25 protein-coding genes are annotated in these 25,597 nt (G+C 62.9%); 14 read left to right on the top strand and 11 right to left on the bottom strand.

Features of this window, described 5'->3' with window-relative positions; all coding sequences use genetic code 11:
- The first annotated feature begins 31 nt into the window (after positions 1-31).
- The gene (locus tag ACERIT_RS11080) at positions 32-1,093 is read left to right on the top strand and encodes an isocitrate/isopropylmalate dehydrogenase family protein (RefSeq protein ID WP_373674919.1); all 1,062 of its coding nucleotides are present in this window, start codon (positions 32-34) and stop codon (positions 1,091-1,093) included.
- Positions 1,094-1,172: 79 nt separating this feature from the next.
- Here the strand turns inward: ACERIT_RS11080 and ACERIT_RS11075 are convergent, their stop codons facing one another.
- From ACERIT_RS11075 to ACERIT_RS11065, 3 genes are read right to left on the bottom strand one after another with little or no spacing between them, the layout of a single operon-like run.
- Positions 1,173-2,291, bottom strand: coding sequence for a hypothetical protein (locus ACERIT_RS11075; RefSeq protein WP_373674918.1), 1,119 nt, complete (start codon positions 2,289-2,291; stop codon positions 1,173-1,175).
- Positions 2,292-2,573 (bottom strand): hypothetical protein, encoded by a 282-nt coding sequence (locus ACERIT_RS11070; protein WP_373674917.1) that lies wholly within the window; start codon positions 2,571-2,573, stop codon positions 2,292-2,294. It lies immediately after the preceding gene.
- Between the two features lie 55 nt (positions 2,574-2,628).
- The gene (locus tag ACERIT_RS11065) at positions 2,629-3,477 is read right to left on the bottom strand and encodes a translation initiation factor eIF-2B (RefSeq protein WP_373674916.1); all 849 of its coding nucleotides are present in this window, start codon (positions 3,475-3,477) and stop codon (positions 2,629-2,631) included.
- 174 nt (positions 3,478-3,651) lie between these two features.
- On the opposite strand from ACERIT_RS11065, the gene ACERIT_RS11060 reads away from it, so the two are divergent.
- Positions 3,652-4,419 carry an MBL fold metallo-hydrolase gene (locus tag ACERIT_RS11060; protein WP_373674959.1) on the top strand — a complete coding sequence of 256 codons (768 nt, stop codon included), beginning with the start codon at positions 3,652-3,654 and terminating at the stop codon, positions 4,417-4,419.
- Between the two features lie 33 nt (positions 4,420-4,452).
- On the opposite strand, the gene ACERIT_RS11055 is transcribed toward ACERIT_RS11060, so the two are convergent.
- Positions 4,453-5,802, bottom strand: a complete 1,350-nt coding sequence (locus ACERIT_RS11055) for a RimK family alpha-L-glutamate ligase (protein ID WP_373674915.1) — start codon at positions 5,800-5,802, stop codon at positions 4,453-4,455.
- Positions 5,803-6,021: 219 nt separating this feature from the next.
- Between ACERIT_RS11055 and ACERIT_RS11050 the strand changes: the two genes are divergently transcribed.
- Together ACERIT_RS11050 and ACERIT_RS11045 are read left to right on the top strand one after the other, a co-directional pair.
- Positions 6,022-7,056, top strand: a complete 1,035-nt coding sequence (locus ACERIT_RS11050; protein WP_373674914.1) for a succinylglutamate desuccinylase/aspartoacylase family protein — start codon at positions 6,022-6,024, stop codon at positions 7,054-7,056.
- 47 nt (positions 7,057-7,103) lie between these two features.
- Entirely contained in the window at positions 7,104-8,246 is a 1,143-nt protein-coding gene (locus ACERIT_RS11045) for a site-2 protease family protein (protein WP_373674913.1), read from the top strand.
- Between the two features lie 24 nt (positions 8,247-8,270).
- Here ACERIT_RS11045 and thiL read toward each other — a convergent pair whose 3' ends face one another.
- Positions 8,271-9,227, bottom strand: coding sequence for a thiamine-phosphate kinase (gene thiL / locus ACERIT_RS11040; protein WP_373674912.1), 957 nt, complete (start codon positions 9,225-9,227; stop codon positions 8,271-8,273).
- Positions 9,228-9,365: 138 nt separating this feature from the next.
- Here thiL and ACERIT_RS11035 point away from each other — a divergent pair, with 138 nt between their 5' ends.
- On the top strand, positions 9,366-9,821 hold the full coding sequence (locus ACERIT_RS11035) for a 30S ribosomal protein S19e (protein WP_373674911.1): 456 nt from the start codon (positions 9,366-9,368) through the stop codon (positions 9,819-9,821).
- Between the two features lie 377 nt (positions 9,822-10,198).
- Here the strand turns inward: ACERIT_RS11035 and glnA are convergent, their stop codons facing one another.
- On the bottom strand, positions 10,199-11,566 hold the full coding sequence (gene glnA, locus ACERIT_RS11030) for a type I glutamate--ammonia ligase (protein ID WP_373674910.1): 1,368 nt from the start codon (positions 11,564-11,566) through the stop codon (positions 10,199-10,201).
- A 126-nt stretch (positions 11,567-11,692) separates the two neighbouring features.
- Here glnA and lrp point away from each other — a divergent pair, with 126 nt between their 5' ends.
- Together lrp and ACERIT_RS11020 are read left to right on the top strand one after the other, a co-directional pair.
- On the top strand, positions 11,693-12,157 hold the full coding sequence (gene lrp / locus ACERIT_RS11025; RefSeq protein WP_373674909.1) for an HTH-type transcriptional regulator Lrp: 465 nt from the start codon (positions 11,693-11,695) through the stop codon (positions 12,155-12,157).
- Positions 12,158-12,372: 215 nt separating this feature from the next.
- The gene (locus tag ACERIT_RS11020) at positions 12,373-13,650 is read left to right on the top strand and encodes an RNA-guided endonuclease InsQ/TnpB family protein (RefSeq protein WP_373674908.1); all 1,278 of its coding nucleotides are present in this window, start codon (positions 12,373-12,375) and stop codon (positions 13,648-13,650) included.
- Between the two features lie 34 nt (positions 13,651-13,684).
- On the opposite strand, the gene ACERIT_RS11015 is transcribed toward ACERIT_RS11020, so the two are convergent.
- Both ACERIT_RS11015 and uppS read right to left on the bottom strand, forming a co-directional pair.
- The gene (locus ACERIT_RS11015; RefSeq protein WP_373674907.1) at positions 13,685-14,764 is read right to left on the bottom strand and encodes an aminopeptidase; all 1,080 of its coding nucleotides are present in this window, start codon (positions 14,762-14,764) and stop codon (positions 13,685-13,687) included.
- Positions 14,765-14,865: 101 nt separating this feature from the next.
- Entirely contained in the window at positions 14,866-15,795 is a 930-nt protein-coding gene (uppS, locus tag ACERIT_RS11010; protein ID WP_373674906.1) for a polyprenyl diphosphate synthase, read from the bottom strand.
- A 189-nt stretch (positions 15,796-15,984) separates the two neighbouring features.
- Here uppS and ACERIT_RS11005 point away from each other — a divergent pair, with 189 nt between their 5' ends.
- Genes ACERIT_RS11005 through ACERIT_RS10995 form a run of 3 tightly spaced genes read left to right on the top strand, consistent with a single transcriptional unit; the run spans position 15,985 to position 17,655 of the window.
- On the top strand, positions 15,985-16,260 hold the full coding sequence (locus tag ACERIT_RS11005; protein ID WP_373674905.1) for a 4a-hydroxytetrahydrobiopterin dehydratase: 276 nt from the start codon (positions 15,985-15,987) through the stop codon (positions 16,258-16,260).
- Between the two features lie 43 nt (positions 16,261-16,303).
- The gene (gene lwrS / locus ACERIT_RS11000) at positions 16,304-16,702 is read left to right on the top strand and encodes an LWR-salt protein (protein WP_373674904.1); all 399 of its coding nucleotides are present in this window, start codon (positions 16,304-16,306) and stop codon (positions 16,700-16,702) included.
- A 50-nt stretch (positions 16,703-16,752) separates the two neighbouring features.
- Positions 16,753-17,655: a hypothetical protein gene (locus ACERIT_RS10995; protein WP_373674903.1), complete on the top strand. Its 903-nt coding sequence runs from the start codon at positions 16,753-16,755 to the stop codon at positions 17,653-17,655.
- A 69-nt stretch (positions 17,656-17,724) separates the two neighbouring features.
- Here the strand turns inward: ACERIT_RS10995 and ACERIT_RS10990 are convergent, their stop codons facing one another.
- Positions 17,725-18,291, bottom strand: coding sequence for a CinA family protein (locus ACERIT_RS10990; RefSeq protein ID WP_373674958.1), 567 nt, complete (start codon positions 18,289-18,291; stop codon positions 17,725-17,727).
- A gap of 191 nt (positions 18,292-18,482) precedes the next feature.
- Between ACERIT_RS10990 and ACERIT_RS10985 the strand changes: the two genes are divergently transcribed.
- The 4 genes from ACERIT_RS10985 to ACERIT_RS10970 all read left to right on the top strand — a co-directional run bounded on the left by ACERIT_RS10985 (position 18,483) and on the right by ACERIT_RS10970 (position 21,557).
- Positions 18,483-18,767, top strand: coding sequence for a ubiquitin-like small modifier protein 1 (locus tag ACERIT_RS10985; protein ID WP_373674902.1), 285 nt, complete (start codon positions 18,483-18,485; stop codon positions 18,765-18,767).
- Between the two features lie 160 nt (positions 18,768-18,927).
- Entirely contained in the window at positions 18,928-19,260 is a 333-nt protein-coding gene (locus tag ACERIT_RS10980) for a hypothetical protein (RefSeq protein ID WP_373674901.1), read from the top strand.
- A gap of 233 nt (positions 19,261-19,493) precedes the next feature.
- Positions 19,494-20,855 carry an aspartate aminotransferase family protein gene (locus ACERIT_RS10975; protein ID WP_373674900.1) on the top strand — a complete coding sequence of 454 codons (1,362 nt, stop codon included), beginning with the start codon at positions 19,494-19,496 and terminating at the stop codon, positions 20,853-20,855.
- A 60-nt stretch (positions 20,856-20,915) separates the two neighbouring features.
- Positions 20,916-21,557, top strand: a complete 642-nt coding sequence (locus ACERIT_RS10970) for a hypothetical protein (protein WP_373674899.1) — start codon at positions 20,916-20,918, stop codon at positions 21,555-21,557.
- A 125-nt stretch (positions 21,558-21,682) separates the two neighbouring features.
- On the opposite strand, the gene ACERIT_RS10965 is transcribed toward ACERIT_RS10970, so the two are convergent.
- Together ACERIT_RS10965 and ACERIT_RS10960 are read right to left on the bottom strand one after the other, a co-directional pair.
- Complete coding sequence (locus ACERIT_RS10965) at positions 21,683-22,621, bottom strand: alpha/beta hydrolase (protein ID WP_373674898.1); 939 nt, start codon at positions 22,619-22,621, stop codon at positions 21,683-21,685.
- A gap of 94 nt (positions 22,622-22,715) precedes the next feature.
- Entirely contained in the window at positions 22,716-25,406 is a 2,691-nt protein-coding gene (locus ACERIT_RS10960; RefSeq protein WP_373674897.1) for an AAA domain-containing protein, read from the bottom strand.
- Positions 25,407-25,597: the final 191 nt, after the last annotated feature.

Raw genomic sequence — 25,597 nt, 5'->3', positions numbered from 1 at the left:
GCTTTTGGTGCCGGATCGACGATCGGAACCAATGTCCTATGAGATCGCGTTGATCCCGGGGGATGGAATCGGACAAACGGTCGTTGACGCTTCACGTCCTCTTTTAGATGCGGCGGCTGATCGCGAGGATGTCTCACTCGAGTACACGGAGTTCGACTGGGGAAGCGAGCGCTATCTCGAGCAGGGAGCGATGATGCCCGACGATGGCGTCGATCAGCTTCGCGGCCATGATGCCATCCTCCTCGGTGCAGTCGGTCACCCCGAAATCCCCGATCACGTGACGCTTCGCGGGTTGATGTTGCCGATCCGAAAGCGGCTCAACCAGCAGATCTGCAAACGCCCATCGTTCCTGTACGAGGGCGTCGAGAGCCCGCTTCGCGGCTACGCTGGCGGCGATATCGATCTCGTCGTCTTCCGGGAGAACACCGAAGGGGAATACGCCGACGTCGGCGGACGCGAACACCAAGGGTTCGATCACGAACTCGCGGTTCAAAGCGCGGTGTTCACCCGGGAGGGAACCGAGACCGTGGTTCGGGCCGCCTTCGAGGCCGCCAAAGAACGCGACGGCAAGCTGACGAACGTGACCAAATCCAACGCCCAGGCGTACGGCATGGTGCTTTGGGATGAGGTCGTCGAGGAACTGAGCGAGGAATATCCAAGCGTGGAGGTCGAACGGCTGCTCGTGGATGCCGCCGCGATGGACTTCATCCGTCGACCCGAGACGTTCGATGTCGTGGTCGCCTCGAACCTCTTTGGCGACATTCTCACCGATGTCGGCGCGATCATCGCCGGGAGCATGGGCCTTGCGCCGTCGGCGAACCTCTGTGTCGACGGCGATGCACCCTCGATGTTCGAGCCAGTACACGGTAGCGCACCCGACATCGTGGGCGAGGGGATCGCGAACCCGCTTGCGACCGTCCTCTCGGGCGCGATGCTCTTCGACGATATCGGGGAATCCGCCGTGGGCGACCGGCTTCGGCGAGTCGTTCGCACCCAACTCGCCGACCCGGACGCGCCGCGAACTCCCGATCTCGGCGGCGATTCCGGAACTGAAGCGGTGGTGGCGGACCTCCGGAATCGTCTCGGAGAGTGATCACCCCGTCGTGACCCGGCCGGAACCGCCCGCTCGATAACTCGATAGCCCCGAGACGTCGCGAGAATTCGTGATCCGGTCAGCTAGCGATCGATCGACCGCTTCCCGGTGACAAGGGATCCGAGGGGTCGACGCTCGCCGTCGCATTCTGATCGTCGTCCTTCTCCACGGATTCGAACCGCTCTCCGAGCCGTGAGAGTTCCGTGGTGTTCTCCTCGTCGATCGATCCATCCGTGGCTCGCTCCGAGAGCGCCTCGCTGACGGAGCGTTCGGCCTCGATCAGCCGCCGTTCGATCCGGTCGGCACGAGCGGCCTGCTCCGGCGTCATCGAGTCGTCAGCACGAGCCGACGCGAGCAGCCATCTGGCGTCACTGGAGGCCCGTAATGCGTTTCGCCCCTGTTCTGTGACCCGGCCGCTGTCATTTTTGGCCCACCGGACCTCCATGGAGCCCTCGTCGACGACCGACACGAGGAAGGACGCCTTCGATAACTTGACGTCGGTTTGGGAGACGTTCGGATCGAGGTCGCCTTGGGCGTCGATCCCGACGAGCACGAGCCGCTCTGCGGGGTTGTACGCGTCGGACGGATACGCGCCGGCGCCGACGGCGGCAGTCCCGGCGATCAGAAGCGTGAACACGAACACGCCGAGAAATACGCGGGGAGCGCCTTTGATCGGCTGGATCCCGCGAAACGGGTTCTCGCGCGTTCGCTCGAAGGAGAGCGAGCAAGCATCGGCGACGGTTTCACAGATATCCGCGGTCCGCTCGGAGGCGCCGGTGACGACGACGCGTCCTGCGCCGGTGATCCGGACGAACGAGTTGTGAAATCCGCCGTGTCGGATCGACAGTCCCGGCCCTTCCTCGAAAGCCTCCCGTTGGACCTCGTCATACGCCTCGTCGCTCGTGACCCTGTCGAGGACCGTCTCGAGAGTCTCGAGCGGATCGTCGATCGACGACTGCGAGACGAATATGGACCCCTTTTCGTCGCTTATTCCGCTCTCCGGATCGCCGAGTCGGTATCGAAGCGAGATGATCGCCTGGTTAAATCGTGCGATGCCGTACGGGAGTCCCGCAGCCACGATCCCGGTCGCGATCGCCGCGAAAAACCGGGACGGGGTGCCATAGTGAACCATCGCCCAGACCGCAAACAGGATCACCGCGGCGCCACCGCCCCACGAGAGCGCTCGAAGTTTGTTCATTTAGCCGAAAAAGGTCCGTTTAACCCGCCCGAGGATGCCGATATGGCGGGCATCACTCTCGCTTCGACAGACGGGCCCGAGCTTCCGTTCGAGGTCCTCACGGTCCTCGAATCGCTCGACGTCCGCCTTCTGGAGGAGCTCCGAGAGCATCATCGAGTTCCCGTCCTCGTCGATGACGACGTTCTCCATCGGCATCGATCGCTCCAGCCGTCGCGTCGATACCGGATACGACCACCCGGACTCGACGATGAGTTCGTGCACCGCGTCGGGCCCGTAGTTCATGTTCTCACGACAGGTATCCGAACGCATAAAGACATCGTCACGCCGTCGCGAACGGTCATTCGAACGACTGGACGCCCTCGTCAGTAACTACTTGGTCGATGAGTTCGATCGGCGTCGCGTCGTAGGCGGGGTTTTCAACGGCCACGTCTTCGATCGGCTCGCGCATCACCTCGACCGGCGCGCGATCGTCGTTCTCGAAGTGGAACTCGTCGATGATCTTGCTGCTCGATCCGACCACGGTGACGGGAACGTCGAGATGGTTCGCGGTGGCCGCAAGCGGGAACGTTCCGATACGGTTGTAGTAGGTCCGATCGCTGATACAGGTCATTCCCAGGACGATCCGGTCGCAGTGTCGGAGGACGTGACCCATCGCCCCGTCGACGACGATCGTCGTCTCGACGTGGGGGTTGTCGGCAAGCACTCGGGCCGCCCGTCGGCCGAGGAACCGCGGGCGCGCCTCCGTGACGTACACGGAAAGGGAGATGTCCTCGGCAGTCGCAGTCTCGATCGCCTTGAGGACCGTCGTGGAGTAGTCGTGTGTCAGGATCGTCTCCCCGTCGGAAAACGTCTCTGCGGCCTTCGAGGCCGCTTTTCGTTTGCCGGATTCCACCTCCGTAACGACTCGATCGATCGTCTCTTTCAGGAGTCGTTTTGCCTCCTCGATCGAGGTCGCCTCCCCGACGACGGAGCGTTCGACCTCTCGGATCGCGTTGTGAAGGCTCGCGTGTGAGGTGTCCGATCGACGGAGCACCCCCGCGTTCTGTTCGAGATCCCGTTCGAACTCCTCGAGGGAGACGTACTCGCGATCGAGCAACTCGGCGAGCGCCTCGGTCGCTTTCACCGCGACGACCGATGAGCTGTGGGTTTGCATCTCCCGTATCTCGGCGACGGTCTCGTCGATCATGTTCGATCGGTCGACGGCCGATCAAAAAGGGGTTCCGGGGCGCCAGTCCGATTCATCCCCATAGCACCGGGCGGCCGTCGCCCTCGCTGTCGGCGGATGACAGGGGGAGCCGGGTCCACGACTTATAAATCATCGGCACCCATCGATCCGGTCATGTCCGATACCGGCCGGTCGATGCGGCTGACGATCCTCGGCTCCGGCAGCGCGATGGCGGTTCCGGACCGTGCACAGACCGGGCTGCTGTTGGAAACCGACGATCGATCGCTGCTCGTCGACTGTGGAAGCGGCGTTCTCGGTCGCCTCTCGGGGACCGACGTCGGGTACGAGGGAGTCGGATCGGTCCTTTTGACTCATCACCACCTCGATCACGTCTCCGACCTGATGGCGCTGATCAAGGCCCGCTGGCTCGCCGGCAGGGAACACCTGGAGATCGTCGGTCCACCGGGGACGAAATCCCTCCTCGACGACCTCCATGACGTCCACGAATACCTCGATGGTCGCATCGATCTGGCGGTTCGGGAGGTGGGCCCGGAGCGGTCGTTCTCCGTCGGCGGCTTCGACGTGGCGGCGATCGAGACGCGTCACTCGATGGACGGCCACGCCTACCGGTTTGCCCCTGCAGAAGACGAGATCGACGCCGAGAATGGGCCGATCGCCTTCTCGGGGGATACGGAGGCATTCGAGGGGATGGCCCGGTTCGCCGACGGCGCCAGCATCCTCGTTCACGACTGTTCGTTCCCCGACGACGTTGACGTCTCGAATCATCCCACCCCCACACAGCTGGGTGCCACGTTGGCGAACGTCGACGTCGGGCGACTTTACCTCACCCACCTCTATCCACACACCCGCGGCAGGGAATCCGAGATGAAACGCGCGGTTCGGGAGGCCGGCTTTGACGGCGAGGTCGCGATCGCTCAGGATGGGTTGCGGGTCTCGATCTGATCCATCGCGTCGATCGCGTGGACCCTGGTGGGTCTACTCTTCGAGGATTTCGCCGTTCTCACGTTCCTCTCTCTCCTCGTCGACCCGTTTCCGCACGTCGACACGGTAGTCCTCCAGGATGTCCCGACCCAAAAGCAGGGGATACTCCATGTGGCTTCGGTCCTCGACGCTCGCGGTCACGGTGTGTTGGGTGCCGCCGATCCCGATGACGAGATCGACGACCGGTCTCGCCTTCCCGGATTTGACGCTGCCGGATTTCACCCGTGTCATGCTCTTTATCGGACCCGCACCGATCTCCGCGGCGAGTTTCGTGTCGATGCTGGTCCGGGTCGCGCCGGTATCGGATTTCGCGAGCGCCTGAACCGAACCGGACGTTCCGGTCGCGACGACCTCCTCGATGTAGCCGATGATCGGCGTGTCCTCCATGGCCGGACGTCGGAGATCGGGGGCACACGCCGGACGCGTATCGTCGAGCGTCCCGGCGAGTTTGGCCACACGGTCGTCGTCGACCTCGCCGCCGGCCTCCTCGATCGCGAGTTTGGCGATGTGTGGGGCAGGCGAAACGCCGGTCGCCTCGAAGAGTCCCTTGAACCCGGCGGTCGGGTTCACCTCCAGGACGTACCAGCCGTCGTAGCCCTCCACCAGATCGACGCCGGCGTAATCGAGGTTCATCACTTCGGCGGCATACAGCGCGGTCTCGGCCGCCTCCTCGGGCATGTCGTCGAGCGCGTTCTCGACGGCACCCCCGAGAGCCACGTTCGTCCGCCAGTCGCCATCGGGCGCATAGCGGTACATCGCGCCGACGATCGAATCGCCGACGACGTAGACGCGGAGGTCCCGATGCTCCTCGGAGTCGCGTTCGATCAGCTTCTGTAAGAACGCCTGCCGGTTTCCGACCTTCGGGTTGACCGGTTCCGTGAGATCGACCTTCCAGGTCCCGCCACCGTGGGTTCCGATCGCGGTCTTGTACACACCGACGTCGCCGAACCGCTCCCGTCCCTGATTGAGCCGGTCGTTCGACAGGGCAAGCAGCGCGTCGGGGACGCGGATGTTCCAGTCGGCGAGCGTGGCGGCCGCGGCGAATTTGTGTATCGCTGTGAGGACGGCGTCGGGATCGTTCAACATCGGTCGGATACGCTCGAAGGTGGCCGCCAACCCGAGCAGCTCCGCCGGCTGGTCGGTATTCGAGACCAACAGCCGGTTGACGACGACGTCGACGTTGGGCTCCATGCGTACCTCACCGTCTTCGATCTCGATCGCTGCGTTCTCCCGGCGCAACCAGGAGGGCTCATGGCCCAGGTCCTCGATCGCGTTCAGGATCGCCTTCGTTTCCTTGCTGTTGTGTAGCGACAACACGCCCACCCGTGCGGTGTCCTCGGTCATCGTTCGATGATCCATCCGGTGCGGGTAAAAACGTCCGATATCGATCCCGATACCACGATCGATAACGCTGTTGAATATCGCTCCCGATCATTGATTTTCCCTGCCGATCGTCCAACTCAAGGCGACCACAGTGGATCGACTTGTGAACGTCCGGATCATGACGCCTCGAACTCGAGTGCGCGTCGGCATATATATACACCCGCCGACGCTCGGTGGGGTATGGGAGACGGGGAGGCGTTCACCTACAACGGGGGCCGGGTTGGTCCCGGAGAGCGACAGAACGTTCGATACGGTATCAGTGAGACGTATCTCGGCGATCCCGTACGCATCCCGGTTACGATCATCAACGGCGAGCACCCCGGTCCGACGGCGTTCCTCTCCGCTGCGGCCCACGGCGACGAACTCAACGGAATCGAGGTCGTCCGGGAGGTCGCCCACGAGTGGGATCTTTCGGAACTTGCCGGAACGCTCATCTGTTTACCGGTGTTGAACGTTCCCGGGTTCTTGGCCCAACAGCGGTACCTCCCGGTCTACGACCGCGATCTCAATCGGTCGTTCCCGGGCAAGGAGGGCTCGACGAGTTCCAAGCGGATGGCCCACCAGATCTACACGAACTTCATCGAACCGTGCGATTTCGGACTGGATTTCCACACCTCCACCCGCGGACGAACGAACATGCTCCACGTCCGTGCGGATATGACCGACCCGGAGGCCCATCGGCTGGCACTCTCGTTCGGATCGAACGTGGTGATCGACAGCGAGGGACCGAGCGGGACGCTCCGGGGCGAGGCGACCGACGACGGTATTCCGACGATCACGATCGAGATGGGCGAAGCACACCGATTCCAGCGGGGGCTGATCGACGAGGCGCTTGCGGGCGTGCGATCGTCGTTCGCCGAGTACGAATTGACCGACGAAACGGCCGTTCGATGGCCCGGCTGGCGCACGATCATCACCGGATCCAGCGAAAAGACGTGGATTCGCGCGGACACCGGCGGGATAGTCGATATGCTTCACGAGCGGGGCGCGCTCGTCCACGAGGGCGACCGGATCGCAACGATCACGAATCCGTTCAAAAACGATGACACCCTGGTTGAGGCACCCTTTACCGGGCTTCTCGTCGGCGTGTTGGAAAATCCGGTAGTCTATCCCGGAAACCCGCTTTGTCACCTGCTCGAACTTGACGCCGAGACCCGCCGGATTCTCGAACGCGAGCAGTCCACGGATGCGCTTTACGATTCGGAACTGTCCTGAGATCCGACGACGCGGGATTTATACGACCCGACGGCGTACCTCTGTCGATGGCAGAAATCGAGGACGAAACGCCCACCTCCGTCCCACGACCGGAGGCGCTTGAGTCCTTCTTTTATCTCGTCGACGTTCAGACCGACGGCGAGACGATCCGATATCTCGGCGAGTCGCTCGTGCCGGAACGGGCGCTGTTGCAGCAGGTCACTCCCGCGTTTTATGAGGCCGGTTATGAGGTCGATCTTCGGAGGAATCGGGACGGCGACGTCCTCGTGGCACGGCCGATCGGGACCCGGCCGTCCGGGATCCCCTGGCTCAACGTCGCGATGTTCCTCGCGACGATCGTCTCGACGCTGTTCGTGGGTGCCTACGGGTGGTACTACGTTCCGATCTCCGCGATCCGATCGAACCCGCTCGTTCTCCTGCAGGCCTGGCCGTTCACCGCCGCGGTCCTCGGCGTGTTGATGACCCACGAACTGGGCCACTACGTCGCCGGACGCTACTACGGGGTGAACGTCTCGTTACCCTACGTGATCCCCTTCATCTTCCCGTTCGGGACGCTCGGGGCGATCATCCGGATGCGAGGACAGATGCCTTCGAGACGGGCACTCTTCGACATCGGGGCGGCTGGCCCGATCGCGGGGCTGATCGCGACCGTTATCGTGACGATCATCGGACTGTCTCTCGATCCGATCACCGTTCCTGAACGCGTGATCCAGGGATCGAGCGAAATGATCGTCTTTAACGATCCGCCGCTTCTCACGTGGATCGCCGAGGCGCTCGGTCGACCGACCGAGTACGGGGACCCGAATCAGTCGGTTCATCCGGTCGTGATCGGCGGCTGGGTCGGCATGTTCTTCACCCTGTTGAACCTCCTCCCGGTCGGCCAACTCGACGGCGGACACATGATGCGAGCGATGATCGGGCGACGCCAGGAAACGCTCGCCTCGATCGTCCCCGGCGTGCTCTTCGTGTTCGCCGGCTACCTCTACTGGGTCCTCGATTACGGACTCAACGAGTCCGTCGGACTGTGGGCGTTCTGGGGCGTGTTCGCCGCGTTCATCGCGGTCAACGGCCCGGCAAGCCCACTCGATGAATCCGAGCTCGGCTGCCCCCGGCTGCTCATCGGTATTCTCACGTTCCTTCTGGGGGCGACGTGTTTCATGCTCGTTCCGGTCCAAATAGTTGGGGCATGAATCCGATCGCGGCGTCGAGACGACTCACTCGGTTCTCCCGTGCGTGTATCCCCGATCCGCAAGAGGATCGCCGTCGGCCGTAACGCCCTGATCGGCCGGAACGACCGATCCGATACGGGTGATCGATACTGGTGACCGTCGACGGGCATTCTCGAGTTTCGCCTCAGGGATCGTGACCACGAGTTCGAAGTCCTCTCCGAAGTGTGCCGCCAGATCCCATCGGTCGTCGGGGTCAGTCGCGACCGACTCGACCGCCGAATCGACCGGGACCGCTCTCCGATCGATCGCGAATCCCACGTCACTTGCCTCCGCGAGTTGGTGGAGCGAGCGTGCGAGCCCGTCCGAGGAGTCCATCATCGCGGTCGCGTACGGTCGGAGCTGCCGACCGGTCGCCACGCGTGGCGGGAATCGGAAGAGGTCGTTCGCCCGCTCGACGTCCTCTTCGGCGTCTTCCGTATCGCCCTCATCGATGTCCGTTCTGGCGACGCCCTCTCCAGTCGCCTCGTTCGCGCGTTCGAAGAGTCGGATCGCCGCTGCGGTTCGACCGACGGTTCCGGTCACACAGACCGCCTCGCCCGCGTTCGCCCCGGACCGCAAAACCGGGTCGTCGGTCTCGCCGATCGCCGTCGTCGCCACGGTGAACTCCGAGTGCTGATCGAGATCGCCGCCGACGTAGGACGTGCCGACCGACTTACAGACGTCGTCGGCGCCGCGGATGAACGCCTCAAGCGCATCGGGTTCGAACTCGATGTCCGCATAGACTGCCACGGCTGCGGTCGCCTCGGCCCCCATCGCCGCCACGTCGGAAAGCGAGGCGCCGACGGAGCGCCAACCGGCAGTATAGCGCGTGGTTCCGGTCGGGAAATCACTTCGGTCGTGGAGCATGTCGGTCGTGATCACCGTGGTGTCCACGATCGCCGCGTCGTCACCGGCGTGTGGCAGGTCCGCGGCGATCCGTGCGAGCGCCTCGAGTTCGTCCATCGGGCGTCGTTCGAGTCCACCGGATAAAAAACATCGAGACCGACGAAACGGCGAGGGGGCTGGCGATTTGACAGCACGCCGCACGGCGATTTCTCCAAGACGATGCCTTTAACCCTCACAGGGGAGAATTCGTCTCCAATGGTAAACATCTACGACGTCCCGGCGGACGCCCTCATTGAGGAGATCGCCGAGCGACTCGCCGAGCGGATCGACGAGCCCGAGTGGGTCGAATTCACGAAAAGCGGCTCGAACCGAGAACTTCCTCCCGAACAGGACGACTTCTGGCACGTCCGAACGGCAAGCGTGCTTCGAAAGGTCGCACAGAACCAGCCGATCGGTCTCGAACGATTGGCGACCGAATACGGCGGCAAAAAGAGTGGATCGAACCGTTATAGCGTCGCTCCGGGATCCCACGCCCCCGGTTCGAGAAAGATCATCCGCGCAGCGCTTCAGGCGCTTGAGGAGGAGGACCTCGTCGAGACCGCCCAGGGCGAGGGCCGCCGTATCACTGAGACGGGCCACACCTTCCTGAACGAGGCCGCGGAGGCCACCTTCGAAGCGATCGACCGTCCCGAACTCGAGCGCTACGCGTAACCAACCACGAGACGAGCGCATAATGAAACTCGGAGAACTACTCGAAGGAGAATCGCTCACGCCGCGACAGATGGGGATCATCTCCGGAGTCTGGTTGGCGTTAGTGATAGTTGCAGCGTTCGTGCTTGCGTTTTGGCCATAAACTACGCCCCCTTCTTCGCTCGGGCTGACGACATCGCTTCGTTCGTTCCGTGAGGCTGAAACGTCGCGTCGAACATGCCGATTGCGGTGACATCGCTTGAAGAGCGGTGTGAACGTGGTGACACGAACCGGGCGGAGCCGTCGATCCAGTGCTACTCGAAAGACGGGAGGCAAAAAACGGATAAGAAGACGACCTTCGTAGATGCGGCACCGAGCCGCCAGCGGTCGATTCCTTCTTAGAACGTCTCGAGGTAGCGATCCTCTTCCCACTCCGAGACCTGGGTGAGGTAGTCGCTGAACTCCTGGGATTTCGCCTGGGGGAACTTCTCTGCGGTGTGGGGACCAAGCGCGTCAAGGACGACGTCGTCGTCCGTGAGAGCGTCGACGGCCCGGCCGAGGTTCGGCGGGAGCGTCTCGATGCCGTACTCCTGGCGTTTCTCCTCGTCGAACTCGTAGATGTCTTCACGAACCGGTTCGCCCGGATCCGCCTCGTTCTCGATGCCGTCGAGACCGGAGGCAATGAGGGTTGCCAGCGCGAGGTAGGGGTTACACGACGGATCGGGACTGCGGACCTCGAAGCGCGCGGAGACGCCCGCGGCGTCCGGAACCCGGATCAGCGCCGAGCGGTTGGTGTCGGACCACGCGACGTAGATCGGCGCCTCGTAGCCGGGAACGAGTCGCTTGTAGGAGTTCACGGTGGGGTTGGTGACGGCCGTGAACGCGGGCGCGTGGTTCAATACGCCGCCCATGAACTGGTAGGCCGTCTCGCTCAGGTTGAACTCGTCCGCGTCGTCCGCGAAGGCGTTGTTGCCGTCCTCGTCGAAAAGCGAGATGTGGCTGTGCATGCCCGAGCCGTTGATCTCGGCGATCGGTTTGGGCATGAACGTCGCGTGAAGGTCGTGTTGTTCGGCGACCGCACGAACGACCGCGCGGAACGTCACGATGTTGTCGGCCGTCGAGAGCGCGTCGTCGTATTTGAAGTTGATCTCGTGTTGCCCCTCGGCGACCTCGTGGTGACTGGCCTCGATCTCGAAGCCCATCTTCTCGAGCGTGAAGATGATCTCCTTGCGGACGTCGGAGGCGAGATCCTTCGGCGCCAGATCGAAGTAGCCGCCGTTGTCGTGGGGGATCGTCGTCGCGTTACCGTTCTCGTCCTTCTCGAAGAGGAAGAACTCCGGCTCGGGGCCGATCGAGACGGTATATCCCATCTCGTGAGCCTTCTCGAGTACCGATTTGAGGACCTGCCGCGGGCCGCCGACGAACGGATCGCCGTTGATATCGACAATGTCACAGACGACGCGAGCGGCTCCGCCCTCGTCGTCGCCGCGCCACGGGAGCACGGCGAACGTCTCCGGATCGGGAATGAGTCGCATGTCCGACTCCTGGATCCGGACGAATCCCTCGATCGAGGAGCCGTCGAAGTAGATCCCTTCAGTTAACGCCTTCTCGGCCTGGTGGGCCGGAATGGAGACGTTTTTGACGACTCCGAGGATGTCGGTGAACTGAAGGCGGAGAAAGTCGATGTTCTCCTTCTCGATGCGGTCGAGAACTGCCTGGTCTTCGGCCGTAAGGCCGCCGTCCGATATGCTGTGTTCGTCCGTCATGTTCTGGACATCCCATTCGAATATCCCTAGTATAAAGGCCTTGTCGATTGGTGCATAAGACGCCAAGGAGGTTTCGAAACTGGATGTTCGTAAAGTTATTCACCCCCAAGGACGTGGGTCAGTGTAATGACGTACGAAAACCTGGATGCCAAGCTGATAAACGCGCTGTTGGGAAACGGACGCGAGAGTCTCCGCAGCCTCGGCGAGGAGCTTGACGTCTCCGTAACGACCGTCTCCAATCATCTCCGGGATCTGGAGGAGGAGGGTGTCATTCGCGGATACACCCCAACCGTCGATTACGGCGAACTCGGGTACGACGTCACGGCCATCATTCAACTCAAGGTCGAGGGTGAGTCGCTTCCCGACATCACCGATCGGCTCCAAGACGAAAAACGGATGATCACCGTCTACGAGGTGACGGGTGATTACGACGTGATCGCGGTCGGAAAGTTCGAGGACACCGACGACATGAACGACCAGATCAAGTCGCTTCTCACCGACGCGAACATTCGCGAGTCGAACACCTCCGTCGTGTTGAACGCCGTGACGGAGAACGAACAGTTCGAACTCGAACTCGACCCCGACGAGTAGTCGATTTCGGACGGGTAGCCGAACGATATCTTGTGGACGGACGATCAGCGTCTTCAAGGCGGAGCCTCCGGCCTCAAGGAGCGAGGGATTTCGACGCCCAGTCGGACGCACGACGCGAGTAGGCCGGAGAGGAAGCCGACAACTACTCCACAGGCCAGGACTGTAGCCGTCTTTTCTCCCCAGCGTTAATAAACTATCGGGCATACATCTGACGTATGGAAGTGCGGCGTACTGTTCCGGTCAAACTTGACGTAGACAGCGACGACGCCGCACTTCTCCGCGAGACTGTTGATGAGTTTCTGTGGGCCGCCAACTACGTCGTTGACCACGCATGGCAGGGCGAATACAAGACCACGAGTAAGGCCCAGTTGCAGGAAGAAACCTACGACGACGTGCGTGAGCAGACGCGCTTGCACGCGAATCTCGTCCAGAACGCCCGCAACAAGGCCGCCGACGCCGTGCAGGGAGTCGTCGCTCGCTGGAAGCAGGACGAGTACGCTGGCAAACCACGCTTCTCGAACCCGACCGTGGTGTACGACAAACGGTGTGCGACCTTCCACGACAAGTACGTGTCGCTGGCAACCGTTGACGGACGTATCGAAGTCGAGTACGTCCTGCCCGACGACGACCGCGACACACCACACAGCAGATATCTCGACAACGACGACTACGAAGTGACGGGGGCAGAACTCCACAACAAGGACTGCGAGTGGTTCCTTCATCTCCGCACAAAGGCGGAGGTGGAGACTGACACGGTGGAACAGGCAACGACCGGGCACCCGACGGTCCTCGGCGTTGACCTCAACGTGAACCAACTCGCCGTCACCTCGACCGGCACGTTTTGGAGTGGTCACGAGTTCGACCACTGGCGACGGGAGTACGGAAACCGACGTGGTTCGCTCCAACAGTGTGGGAGCCGTCACGCCCACGAGAATATACAGGCAGTTGGTCGGAAAGAGACGGGCCGGTTCAAGATGATGCTCCACCGGATTGCGAACGGCATCATCGAGGAAGCCGTCGAGAACGGCTGTACGGTCATCGGCTTCGAGGCGTTGACCGGCATCCGCGACCGACTCTCCAGTGCCTGGTGGGGCCACAAGTGGGCCTTCGAGCGGTTGTACGAGTACGTCGAATACAAGGCCGAGTTGTATGGCATCGACGTAGCGCAGGTGGACCCGGAGAACACGTCACGGCGGTGTTCGACGTGTGGGTTCACTCATCCCGACAACCGCAATGGTGAGGACTTCGTGTGCCTGAAATGTGGCTACGAGAACCACGCCGACTACAATGCCGCGAAGAACATTGGACTGCGGTATCTCCGCCGGAACCAAACTGGGGACGGCGGAGGCGCACCCGTAGGCGTGCGCTTGAATCGCGGGACGTTGAACGCAAACGGAGAGTATGACCCTCCTGCCGGGGATTCCGGCCAGAGCGGGAGTCCACGCGAAAGCCCCACCCTCAACGAAGCGAACGGCGAAGCCGTGAGCGAGTAGGGTGGGGTAGTTTACATGACGCTGGTTCGATCGTCTAGAAGTCGTCCTCGAAGACGAAGGTGCCGTCACGCTGGACGACCTCGCCGTCGATCTCGATGACCGAGTCCTCGCTCATGTCGACGATCATGTCGACGTGTTCTGCGGATTCGTTGCGGTCGTTTTCCTCCCCGACGCACTCGTCGTATGCGGATCCGACGGCCATGTGTACCGTCTCGTTCATCTTCTCGTCGAAGAGCATGTTGTAGGTGAACTGGTCGATCTGTCGGTTCATCCCGATCCCCAACTCGCCGAGATATCGCGATCCCTCGTCGGTATCGAGGATCGACGCCAACAGATCCTCGTTGCGTTCGGCGGAGTGATCGACGACTCGTCCGTCCTCAAACCGGAGCCGGACGCCCTCGATCTCACGGCCGTAACGATACAGCGGCAGATCGAAGTACACCTCCCCTGCCACGCTTTCGCGAACCGGTGCCGTGAACACCTCGCCGCCCGGAAGGTTCGCCTCGCCGTAGTCGTTCAATGCCGTGTTGCCGGCGATCGACATCCGTACGTCGGTCTCCTCGCCCGATCGGATCCGAACCTCCTCTGCGTCCTCGAGTCGCTCCACGAGTTGTGCCTGGAACTCCCGTTGGGCGTCCCAATCGAGCGAGACCGCATCGTAGACGAAGTTCTCGTAGGCCTCCGTACTCATTCCGGCCAGTTGTGCGTGGCCGGCGGTCGGTGCCTGCGTGAGACACCACGTCTTCGAGAGTCGCTCCTCTTTGACGTCCCGTCTGGCCCGGTTGTAGGCCGCGTTCGTCTCGGGGGCAACGTCGGCGCCCTCAGTGACGTTTGCGCCGCCGCGAGCGATGATGAACGCGTCCGTCTCCTCGTAGAACGCGAGTTCGTGGTCCGGTTCCTCGAAGGAGTCAGTCGCGCGTTTGAACGCCCGGCTCGCACGATCGGAATTCGAGATCCAGACGGGGTTTGCCCCCCGATCCCCGCACAGTTCGTGGAGAGCGACTGCGAGATCCTCTGCCGCTGGCGGCAGTTGGATGATGACGTTCTCGCCCGACTCGATCCCGGTCGAATGGTCGACGATCACTTCCGCGTGCTCACGGATCCGTGGGTCCATACCGAGGGCAGTTCCTCGGCATCAATACCGGTTTCGGACCGGCTCGCTCCCGTTCGATCTCGTAGTCCTCGTACACCTCGAATCCGGGCCTGATAGCCCTCTTAATCCGCCGATTCCGGGTCCTGACGCGCGACCTCTGCCGAGAGCTCCTCGGCTCCGACACCCGGAAGCTGCTCGGTAAGGCGTCCCGTCACCGCGCGTGCCTCCACGAGTTCCATCTCGGCGACGGCCCGAACGAGCGCCACCGCACGATCGGTTCGGGCGCGCTGCCAGGACTCCTCACGGGACTCGTAGGTGCGGACGGCCCGCAGAAAGTCGATTCGGGAGAACTCCGGCCAGTAGGGCGCACAGAAGTATACTGCCGCCTCGTTGCCGTTCGCGTGCCACGGCAGAAAGTTCGAGGTGCGCTCGTCGCCGCCCGTCCTGACGATCAGGTCGACGTCTCGGACTGGCCGACGGTAGAGTCGCGATTCGATCTCCGAGACGTCGACGGCGTCCGGATCGAGATCCCCGTTGGCCACGTCCTCGGCGACCTCGCGGGCTGCGGTGAGGAGTTCGTTTCGACCGCCGTAGGCGAGCGCGACGTTGAGCCTGAACGCGTCGTTCGCGGCGGTCCGGTCCTCGGCGTATCGAACCGCCTCGCGTACCCGTTCGGGGAGGCGCTCAACGTCGCCGATCGCGTGGATGCGAACGCCCTCCTCGTGGATCCGCTCCGCGTCCGCGAACTCGTAGAGCTTCTCCGCGAGGAGATCGAAGAGGGGATCGAGTTCCGATTCAGGGCGATCGAAGTTCTCCGTCGAGAAGGCATAAAGCGTCAGCTCCTCGATCCCGAGATCGCCACACCACTCGAGTACCTGCTCGGTCGTCGAGGCGCCCGCCTTGTGACCCTCCGGCGCCTCGTCGCCGTGTTCGCGGGCGTATCGACGATTGCCGTCCTGAATGATCGCTACGTGGGTCGGCGGATCGCCGATCTCGCGGCGGAGCAACCGCTCGTAAGCGGACTCGAACCACGATCTCGCTCTCTCCAACACGTACGGGATGAAGCGAGCCGGTGATATGTGTCTTTTGCGTGCGCGTCGCCGAGTGCGGAGGTCGCGTTCCTGTCGTCTCTCCTGCTTGCTTCCCGACGGACGACGGCCTCGATCTATCACCGTATGATCCGTTCAATGATCACATTCACCGCGCTAACACTTAACAGAGAGGGGGACGACTATCCGATCATGGGTGACGCGCTATCCGACGCGGAGATCGACAGGAAGCTTCCGGACGGATGGGAACGGGAAGGCGACGAGATAGTTCGCCACTACACGTTCGACGACTACCTCGACGGGATCGCCTTCGCGAGCACCGTCGGCGAGGTCGCCGAAGAGGAGTTTCATCATCCGGTGATGCGAATCGACTACGAGGAGGTCGAGGTTCGATTTACGACCCACGAGGCCGGCGGGATCACCGACAGCGACGTTCGGCTAGCCCACCTCGTAAACGACGAGTACTGATCGCCATGGACCGATCCCGATCCCCGATGGACGTTGATCATCAATGACCGACACGGAGGGCTCCGCCGAATACGTCTTCGGCGTCACGTTTCGGCTCGCCCCTGTCGACGTCGACGTTTCGCCGGATCAGTTCGAGACCACGATGGCGATCCCCGCAGAACCTCCCGAATCCGAGGGATGGCGATTCTTTCGGGACTGGCTCTGGCACGGCGAGGTCACGGACGAATCACGATTTCGACGGGTTGCAAATGAGCGATTGGGATTTGACTCAGCCTCAAGCCTTGAGGTCCTCACGGTCGACTTTCGTGAACTCCGGACCGATCCGGCCTACCTGGAGACGCTTCGGGAGGCGATTGCCGACGACCTGGAGCCGTACAACGCCGAGAACGTCGATGAAGCCCTGCACAAGTATCTCGGATCGTCGATCCACGTTCGTGGATAGTCTGCCACAATACTGATGCGGATGGGCGATGATCCCTCACCCATCCCCGCATGAATCTCGACATCGACGGCGGAAAGATCCTCTACGCGCTGGGTATCGCCTTCGCGCTCGGCGCGTTCGCCTACTTCGTCCGCGATGTGGTGTTTGGCCTCTCGATCACGGTGAAAGCTGCCCTGCTGTTCGTGACCTTTCTCGCGTTCCTCGTCGTCGGGTTCTGGATCGAGCGTGGCGCGCTTGACGTCGTCGCCTACGCGCTCGCGGCGCTCGCGTACTTCGTCTTTCTGGCGTACATCATCACCCGATACGATCCCTCTGAGACTGGCGTATTCCTCCTGTTTACGGTCTCGGCGGCCCTGTTCGTCGGGCTCGGATATGTGGTCCGCCAGGGGGAACTCTCGATCCCGGATCGAACGGTCGGGTACGTCCTCTTTACACTCGTGGCCGTCGGACTCGTTCTCGTGGGTGCTGACGTCGTCAGTGGCGAGGTCACCTATACCGCGGAACTGGACGACGAGGCGACGTTTACGGTTCCCGAGGGGGCGCTCGACGCCGATGGACCGGAGGTGGTCCCCCTTGAGGGCGGTATCGGAACGCTCACCGCGAGAAACGAGGGCGTCTTCACTCGACCGCTCACCCTTCCCTCGATCGGTGGCTGCGTCGTCGGGACGGATGCCGTCTCCGATGACGTCAGGGTTCGGTTCCGCTACCAGCCGCCAAGCTACGAGCGTGCCGACCGGCTCGCCGGCGGCGAGGAACTGGAACACGAGATCCACGTGGAGATTCCCGTGCAGACGAACGCGACGGACGATGGATCGATGACGTTCGCGATCGAGCGCGGGGACGACTGTGACGTCTCGCGAGAGGAGCCGACGATCGTCGTGATCGTGGGTGAGGACGCGAGGGAGGTACGACCGCCGCTGGTGGTCGGCCGATCCGCGGAGGGAGTCGACTGATCTGCTGCTGGTCGGCTGATCCGCGGAGGGGCCACGTGATCGCCGGGAAGCATCCGGCTGGACTCGTGCTCAACGCTCCCCGTTCCGCGAGCCCGAGTCATGGGACTGAAGTGCTGCATAGAGCAGGGCGAGCGTGGAGTCCACGGTACGGCGTTTGACCGCATCGCGATCGCCGTCGAAAACGAATCGGCGCGCTCTGGCGTACGATGCCTCGCTCCCCCAGGGTGCTGCATACGCCACGCCGACGTACACGAGTCCGACGGGTTTCCCCTCGCGTCCGCCACCGGGCCCGGCGATTCCGGTCGACGAGACACCCCACGTCGTATCCGACCGATCCCGTGCTCCGCGGGCCATCGCCTCTGCAACGGATTCACTTACGGATCCATGCGCGTCGAGGATCTCGCGGGGAACGGCCAACTCCTCACGTTTCGCGTCGTAGGCGTAGGTCACAAATCCCCGATCGAAGTAGTCGCTCGACCCCGGAACATCGGTGATCGTCGAGCCGATCAGGCCGCCGGTCAACGATTCCGCGGTCGCGATCGTCTCCTCTCGCTCGCGAAGCAACTCCCCGACGATCGCCTCGATCGGCTCCTCGCCCGTCCACCGTCCATCGACGAGCGGTTCCGGAAGCGCCATTTCGGGACTGGTCTCGTCGCCCGATGTCTCGTACATATCGGTCGTTCCCTCGCCATCCAACTTAAACATCCACGTACATCCACGTGTGGGAGCTGCGCGGACCCGAGACGAATGACTCGTCGGAGCGGATGGGTCGTGAAACGTTCGCCGCGATCGACGGGTAAAAATCCCTCCCATGCCTACCGCATTTCATGCAGGTCGAATGCCGATTCTTCGGACCGTTTCGTGAGGACGTCGGCCAGCGATCGGTTCGGCTCTCGACCGACGCGGAAACCTACGGCGACCTCCTCGCGGAACTCGAACGTACCTATCCGGAGCTCGAAGGGCGGCTCCTCGCGGACGATGAGGTCTCCGGGGACGTCTCGGTGACCCGAAACAAACGGAACATCCGTCAGATCGACGGTCTCGAGACGGTCGTCGAGGACGGCGATGTGGTCCGGCTGACTCCTTCGATCCAAGGCGGAACCCTCCGCTGACCCCCTCCCGTCTCACTTTTCCGACGAACCCCGTCGCCGTCGTTCGCTATGCGCTCCGACTCGTCAGCATCTCGGCTCGCCAGCGCTCCGTCCGGCTCCCGGAAATCGACGTTCCGATTTGACCCGCGTTCTTTTGACCTCCGGGAACCTATCCTTACGTATGAAGCGACACGTCCAACTGGTTGTTGGCCTCTTCGGGCTGATCGAACTCCTCTGTCCGAGATCGGTCGTTGCGGTTGCAACCCGGCTCGCGTATCGCGCTCCGGACTCCCTTGAGATCCGCGAGTGGGTCTATACCGCCGCTCGGATCGAGGGGGCCGCCTTCGTTCTCCTCGCGCTTTTCGGGCTGTATCGATCGTCCGATCGATCCGAGGGGTCAAAGGGATCAATTGACGGTTCAGGCCGGTGTTCCGTCTGTCGGATCCTCGGTGGCTCGGTTGGGCGTTTGACCGGAGACTCGGACGAATCCTCGGCTGGCGGATCCACCGATTGAGGATCGATCGACGGCGTTCATGCTTCGGCGTTCAGGCGTCGGCGTTCAGGCGTCGGCGGCTTCCGAGTTCGACGTTGGGTGTCGGCATTGAGGATTCGAAACGAGTGTCAGATCCTTGGGATGAATCGACCTGCGGTGTGAACCGCCCACCGGCATCCCGAATCAGAAACTGTTCATAACCAATTCATATTTTGTAGATAAGGCTTTTAGTCGAGTTCTCCGTTGGTGTCCGTATGGACGTTCCGCCGATCGAGACGCTTCACTTCGAGGATGCACCGTCCGTGGATGCGGTTCCCGGACCCCGATCGCGTGAACTGCTCGAGAAACAGCGACGGATCGACTCAAGCGTGGTCGCCTATCCCGAGGACATCCCGCTCGTCCCCGCGGCGGGCAAGGGGGCGACCGTCCGGGACGTCGACGGTAACACCTACATCGATCTGTTCGGCGGCATCAGCGTGTTGAACGTCGGGCACTCGAACCCGTACGTGCTCGAGGCCGCCCACGAACAGGCAGACAAACTCGTTCACTCGATCGACTTTCCCACCGAGGCCCGCCTCGATCTGATCGAACGTCTCAACGATATCGCACCGCCCGGATTGAAAGACGAGAATCGATTCGTCTTCGGCGGGCCGACCGGTAGCGACGCGAACGAGGCAGCGATCAAGTTGGCGAAGTACAACACGGACGGCGATGGCCTCATTGCCTTCCGTGGCGCCTACCACGGGACCTCTTCCGGTGCGATGAGCGTCACCGGCAGCAAGAAGTTCAAGAGTCACTACACGCCGCTTTTGAGCGACGTCGTCCACGCGCCCTATCCGCATCCCCTCCGACAGGACCGATCGCCGGAGAAGGCCGTCGACCACGCCTTGAGCGAGGTTCAGGCCATCCTCGAGGATCCCTACGGTGGACTTGCGAATCCCGCGGGGATCATCGTCGAACCCATTCAGGGCGAGGGCGGCGTCATCACCCCCCCGGAGGGATTCCTCACGGGGCTTCGCGACCTGGCGACCGACAACGACGTCCCGCTGATCTTCGATGAGATCCAAAGCGGGTTCGGCCGGACGGGCGAGTGGTGGGCCAACGAGTGGTACGACGTCACGCCCGACGCGATGACTACGGCGAAGGCGCTCGGCGGCGTCGGCTTCCCGCTTTCGGGCATGATGTACCACGAGGACCTCGACACGTGGGGATCCGGCGACCACGCCGGAACCTACCGGGGGCACGTAGTGGCGATGCGCGCGGGCATTCGCGCGATCGAATACATTCAGGCCACCGACCTGCTCGCACACGCTCGCGAGTTGGGCGAGGACATCCGAGCGCGGTTCTACGAGATGTCCGAGACGACCGAGTCGATCGCCGAGGTTCGGGGCAAGGGGCTGTTCATCGGCGTGGAGTTCTACGACGAGGAGGGTACACCCGACGGCGACGCCGTTGACGCCATCCAGGAGTACTGTTTCGAACATGGCGTCCTCGTCTGGAAGGCCGGCCGCCACGACAACATCATTCGGATCATTCCACCGCTCGTGTTGACCCAGGAGCTCGCCGAGACCGCTCTCGATATCATCGCGGACGCCATCGACGAACACGCAGCTTGACATTCTCCCCCGACTTCGCTCATCCCAAGCGTTAATTCGTGGTGTTCCCCTGATTCGTGTATGAGCGAGGACGTTCCGAAGGCGCTTGAGCCCGCCGCGGATTCCGATCGACCGCGCGGAATCCTGACGCCGTCCGACCGCGAGTTCCTCCTTGGCCGGAAGACCGACTACACCGATCACTCCAAAAAACAGAAGCGAAACCGGATCCGACGCCGCGTCCGAAACGCGGTCATCGATTTCTCCATCCTCTTCGAGTATCTCGAATCCCGTGATCGCGAGACGATCTTCGATCCAGACGACGACCGGGAGGCGTACAGCCAGGGGATCGTCGACATGCTCGGATTCCTGCATCTCGGTTTGATGGGGTATCACACCCCGTTTAACGAGCTGCTTTCGGAGGGCGTGGGCAAGGCCGAACAGCGGCTCGCCGGATCGGATTACCGAATGGTGAACGTCGAGTTCAACGTCGATCCGGTCGGCCAGATCGACGTCGACGAGGTCGTGGCAAAGATCGAAAACGACGAGTTTGCCCAGCTTACCGACGAGGAGCTTCGGGCGTTCGTCCGGCTGTTGTCGATGTCCGATGCGTTCTCCCCCACCGAGACGCGCGAATCGATAACCGAACACGTCGACGAATTCGTTCGCCGGGTCAACGAAAGCGAGCAGGCGCGAGAACGGGCCGTCGAGGAATCACAGCGATAATCGGACGACTGCTGTCTGTCGGCCACGACATCAGTTTGGCCGGGAGTGTTCAGACTGCGGCCTCGGTTCTCGGCCCGAATCGATCGTTCACGTCGACTGCATGCCCTCTCCTGATTCGAGCGCCGTCAGAGTTCTCGAACGGTCGCGCCGATCGCCTCGATCTCCTCGCGTGCGGCATCGAGTTCCGGCTCGGCCAGGAACGGAACGAACCCATGGATCATGTCCTCGTAATGTCGGTGTTCGACCTCGACGCCGGCGGATTCGAGCCGCTCGGCGTAGGCACGGTCCTCGTCGCGTAGCGGATCGAACTCCGCGGAGACGACCGTCGCAGGCGGAAGTCCCGAGAGATCCGGCGCACGAAGCGGTGACGCGTAGGGGTTTGCACCGTCGATCGGCGTCTCAAGGTGATGGTTCCAGAACCAGCGCATGCTCTCGCGGGTAAGCAGGTATCCCTCCGCGTTCTCCTCGTAGGAGTCCGTCTCGAAGGAGTGGTCGACGACGGGATAGATGAGCACCTGGTGGTCGATCTCGGGACCGTCCCGCTCACGGGCCAGCAGGGTGATCGCGGCGGTCAGGTTCCCGCCCGCGCTGTCACCGCCGACCACGATCCGGTCGGGATCCCCCGAGAGCGAATCGCAGTTGTCCACGACCCATTCGGTGGCCGCGTACGCGTCTTCGAGCGGTGCCGGAAATGGGTGTTCGGGAGCCAGTCGATAGTCGACCGAGACGACTGTGCACTCGCCGGCGTTCGCCAGCGCTCGACAGGTCTGATCGTGGGCGTCCACGGTCTCGAAGACCCAGCCGCCGCCGTGAAGGTAGACGAAGACGGGTCGCGGGCCCGACGTATCGGGATCGTAGACCCGGATCGGGATCGGTCCGTTCGGCCCCGGGATATCGAAATCGCGAACTCGATCGACCGGATCGAGATCCTCGCTCGGAACCGAGAGGAACTCCCGAAACATCGCTCGCGCACACGCCACCGTGAGGTCGGCATTGTCCGGATTTCCCTGCGCCTCAACCCGATCGAGAAGCGATCGCACGTCCGGATGGAGCTTCCGTGTCACGCGGGAGGATTTAACACGATCCGATATAGAACTACCGTCCGGACTCCTTGAGATTGCGGGTCATCCGTCCCGGGTAATTCGCCCCGCTCCACGACTATCGATCGGCCCACGCCAGCATTCGGGCGTAAAACGGTTCGGAGGCGAGCGCCCTCTCGTCACCGACGAGCACGAGTCCCCGTTTCGCTCGCGTGAGCGCGACATTGACTCGTCGATGGTCCTCGAATATCGGTCCTTCGAGATCGCCAGTCGCGACGAACGAGACCACGATGATCTCCTTGCTCGACCCTTGGAACCGGTCGACCGTGTCGACGGTTACGTCGGTCCGGCGGCCGATCTCGGCGACCTGCGCCCGAAACGGGGCGATCACGCCGATGTCGTCGGGAGCGACGCCTGCCTTGAGGTACGCGTCGACGATTTCTGCGACCCGCTCGGCCTCGCGGACGTTTCGATTGCCGTCGCGTTTCCCGTCCGGATCGATGACCGTCACGTCGGCTTGTAGCGCAGCAGGCAGGTCCGTCACATCCGCCACGAGATCGCTCACCGTCCGCGTCGCGACCCCGGCGGTCGCCGGGCGCAATCGACCGTCGTAGAACTCCGCGGAGGCGAACGCCTGGATGCGCTGGCTCATTCGGTACTGCCGGTCGAGCATCACGCTGGCGTCGGGATATTGCTCCACGAGCCGTTCGAAAAGCGATCGCTGGAGGTCGTTTTCGGCCCGCACCACCGGCGGGAGCTGTTCGTGATCGCCGACGAGAACGAATCGGTCGGCAAGCGAGATCGCGGCGAGCGTGCTCGGCTCGGTGAGCTGTGAGGCCTCGTCGACGAGGGCGACGTCGAACTGCTGTTCGCGCATCACCCGCGATCCGCACGCCGCGGTGGTGGCTGCCACCACGGACGCGGATCCGAGTTCAGCCGCGCGATCGTTCGGGTCGCCGCGTCGAACCAATCGGAGGTCCATCATGTCGCCGTGGACGCCCGTCTCGGTGCCGACTCGGATGATCCCGTCCTCGTCGTCGCTTCCCATAAGCCCCTGTTCGCGGAGCGCCGAAAGCGCGTTGTCGACCGCGCGGTTCGTGAACGCGGCAAGCAGCACGCGATCGCCGTCGGCGACGAGCGCACGGATCGTCCGCGCGATCGTATGGGTCTTCCCGGTTCCCGGCGGTCCGTGGATCAACGCCAGATCCTCGGCGGTCGTCGCGAGGTTCACCGCCTCGTTTTGACCGTCGTTGTTGGCGACGTACTCTCGCTCGGGACCCGAAAAGGCCGGGTCACGACGGCCAAACAGCACGTCCTTGCGACGTTCGTCGCCCTTCAGGATCGCGTCGTGGACGGCGGTGAGCATGCGATCGACCGATATCTCCGAGGGATAGACGTCGATACGCCGACACGCGACCGGCTCGTCGGTCTCCACGACGACCGTCTCTCCAAGCGTCTTGATCCGTCCGAGTTCCGCGTGCCCACCGATCGGATCCCCGGCGGAGACGAGCGCGATGTCGCCCTCCCGGAGCTTCGAGACCGCGTCGTCGGGCTTTCGGGCTTCGAGACACCATCGGCCGCCCGCGAGTTCGGTCCGTGAGACCGGTTCGAGGTCGACGAGCGCTCGATCGTCGTCGGCCCGTTCGGCGGCCGACTGCTCCCACAGCTTCCGGTATTCGGCGTGGGTCTGGCGGCGCTCCTCCTCGATGGCCCGGTAGAGCCGGTCGACGTACTCGCGCTCCTCGGCGGGCAACGCGGTTCCGATCGAACCGGCTTTCGACTCCTGGTCCAGTCGCCCCGAAACGACCATGCAGGTGTCCTGTTCGAAACAGTACTCACAGGTCGCATCGGCCTCGTAGCCGGTTGGAATACCCGGCTGACCGCCCGTTCCGTTCAGCGCCCGCCACTCCATGGCGGCGAGTTCGTTTCGCGTGCGGATGACGAACGCGAGGAGCCCGTCGCCGATCGAGAACTCCTTGGCCGGCGAGAGATCGCCGGTCGCCTCCGAACGGTCAAGCGCCGTGTTCTTCGTGTACAGCAGGGTACCGGTGTCGGGGCGTTCCCCGCGGTCGGCAAGCATGAGGGCGTAACAGGCCGCCTGGATCTTGTCGTGAAACCGCGGCTCCCGTTTGGTGTTTTTCCCCGTCTTCAACTCGACTGGCATCCCGCGACGGAGCGCGTCGGCACGTCCCTTCAGTCCGTAAGTCGGCGAGATTAACGTCTGCTCGGATCGCCACTCGTCCTCGCCGGAGAGCGTTCCCTGTGCGAGCCAGCCGTCGATCGCGGCCGCGTTGCGTCGAACCTCGTCTTGGACTGCCTCCGACTCGTACCCCAGAATGCCGAGTTCGAGGCCTGCCTCCGCGACGCGGTCCGCGATCGACTCCTCGAGGTCGACCCCGCGAAGCAGATCGCCGAACACCTCGTGAACGATCGTTCCCTTGACGACGGGGTAGTTCAGCGGAACTCCCGATAGCTTGTTCAGATAGTACATTCTGGGGCATTGCACCCACGATCGGATCCCCGTAACGTCGACGAGGAACTCCGGCTGGAGGACGACTGAGGAATCGCCGGTCGTCGAGTAGGTCGTCTCGCCGCGGTATTCGCCCTCATCGGCGTCAGTGACGAGCAGTTCCATTCCCGGCTCCGCGTGGTCAGCCGTGTGCGTCCACTTTCCCCACAGCGTGATTGGGACCGGGTCTCCAGTCCCCCCGTCCGGACGAACCTCGATCGTACAGCAGTCGCGATCGCCGTATTTCGTCGAGACGGAGCGGACGTCGCCCACGTCGACGATCGGTCCCCGAAGGTTCACGACCGCGTGTGGGTGACGGCGGCGAAAAACGCTGTCGGTCGTCGAGACGACCCACGGCACGGCGCGGACGCTCAGCGAGTGACGACCTCGCCGGACGGAGTCGAACTGGCGGATACGGGCTGCGTTTCGCCCGTTCCATCGACGGGTATTTCCGGCGACTTGACGATACACAAGGAAGGGGAATAGTTGAT

This window comes from Halopenitus sp. H-Gu1, assembly GCF_041821145.1.
GTDB lineage: Archaea > Halobacteriota > Halobacteria > Halobacteriales > Haloferacaceae > Halopenitus.
The sequence above is the reverse complement of the archived record's forward strand: the minus strand, read 5'-3'. Positions and strand labels throughout refer to the sequence as shown.

Excerpts from the sequence above, each read along its gene's own strand:
- ACERIT_RS11015 (WP_373674907.1), bottom strand. The coding sequence starts at position 14,764 with ATGGACCCACGGATCCGTGAGCACGCGGAAGTGATCGTCGACCATTCG.
- ACERIT_RS11035 (WP_373674911.1), top strand. The coding sequence starts at position 9,366 with ATGGTAAACATCTACGACGTCCCGGCGGACGCCCTCATTGAGGAGATC.
- ACERIT_RS10970 (WP_373674899.1), top strand. The coding sequence starts at position 20,916 with ATGAGCGAGGACGTTCCGAAGGCGCTTGAGCCCGCCGCGGATTCCGAT.
- ACERIT_RS10980 (WP_373674901.1), top strand. The coding sequence starts at position 18,928 with ATGAAGCGACACGTCCAACTGGTTGTTGGCCTCTTCGGGCTGATCGAA.
- ACERIT_RS11055 (WP_373674915.1), bottom strand. The coding sequence starts at position 5,802 with ATGACCGAGGACACCGCACGGGTGGGCGTGTTGTCGCTACACAACAGC.
- ACERIT_RS10975 (WP_373674900.1), top strand. The coding sequence starts at position 19,494 with ATGGACGTTCCGCCGATCGAGACGCTTCACTTCGAGGATGCACCGTCC.
- ACERIT_RS11070 (WP_373674917.1), bottom strand. The coding sequence starts at position 2,573 with ATGAACTACGGGCCCGACGCGGTGCACGAACTCATCGTCGAGTCCGGG.
- ACERIT_RS10985 (WP_373674902.1), top strand. The coding sequence starts at position 18,483 with ATGCAGGTCGAATGCCGATTCTTCGGACCGTTTCGTGAGGACGTCGGC.
- ACERIT_RS10995 (WP_373674903.1), top strand. The coding sequence starts at position 16,753 with ATGAATCTCGACATCGACGGCGGAAAGATCCTCTACGCGCTGGGTATC.
- ACERIT_RS11050 (WP_373674914.1), top strand. The coding sequence starts at position 6,022 with ATGGGAGACGGGGAGGCGTTCACCTACAACGGGGGCCGGGTTGGTCCC.
- glnA (WP_373674910.1), bottom strand. The coding sequence starts at position 11,566 with ATGACGGACGAACACAGCATATCGGACGGCGGCCTTACGGCCGAAGAC.
- ACERIT_RS11065 (WP_373674916.1), bottom strand. The coding sequence starts at position 3,477 with ATGATCGACGAGACCGTCGCCGAGATACGGGAGATGCAAACCCACAGC.
- ACERIT_RS11045 (WP_373674913.1), top strand. The coding sequence starts at position 7,104 with ATGGCAGAAATCGAGGACGAAACGCCCACCTCCGTCCCACGACCGGAG.
- ACERIT_RS10990 (WP_373674958.1), bottom strand. The coding sequence starts at position 18,291 with ATGGCGCTTCCGGAACCGCTCGTCGATGGACGGTGGACGGGCGAGGAG.
- lrp (WP_373674909.1), top strand. The coding sequence starts at position 11,693 with ATGACGTACGAAAACCTGGATGCCAAGCTGATAAACGCGCTGTTGGGA.
- lwrS (WP_373674904.1), top strand. The coding sequence starts at position 16,304 with ATGACCGACACGGAGGGCTCCGCCGAATACGTCTTCGGCGTCACGTTT.
- ACERIT_RS11020 (WP_373674908.1), top strand. The coding sequence starts at position 12,373 with ATGGAAGTGCGGCGTACTGTTCCGGTCAAACTTGACGTAGACAGCGAC.
- ACERIT_RS11080 (WP_373674919.1), top strand. The coding sequence starts at position 32 with ATGTCCTATGAGATCGCGTTGATCCCGGGGGATGGAATCGGACAAACG.
- ACERIT_RS11075 (WP_373674918.1), bottom strand. The coding sequence starts at position 2,291 with ATGAACAAACTTCGAGCGCTCTCGTGGGGCGGTGGCGCCGCGGTGATC.
- thiL (WP_373674912.1), bottom strand. The coding sequence starts at position 9,227 with ATGGACGAACTCGAGGCGCTCGCACGGATCGCCGCGGACCTGCCACAC.
- ACERIT_RS11060 (WP_373674959.1), top strand. The coding sequence starts at position 3,652 with ATGCGGCTGACGATCCTCGGCTCCGGCAGCGCGATGGCGGTTCCGGAC.
- ACERIT_RS11005 (WP_373674905.1), top strand. The coding sequence starts at position 15,985 with ATGGGTGACGCGCTATCCGACGCGGAGATCGACAGGAAGCTTCCGGAC.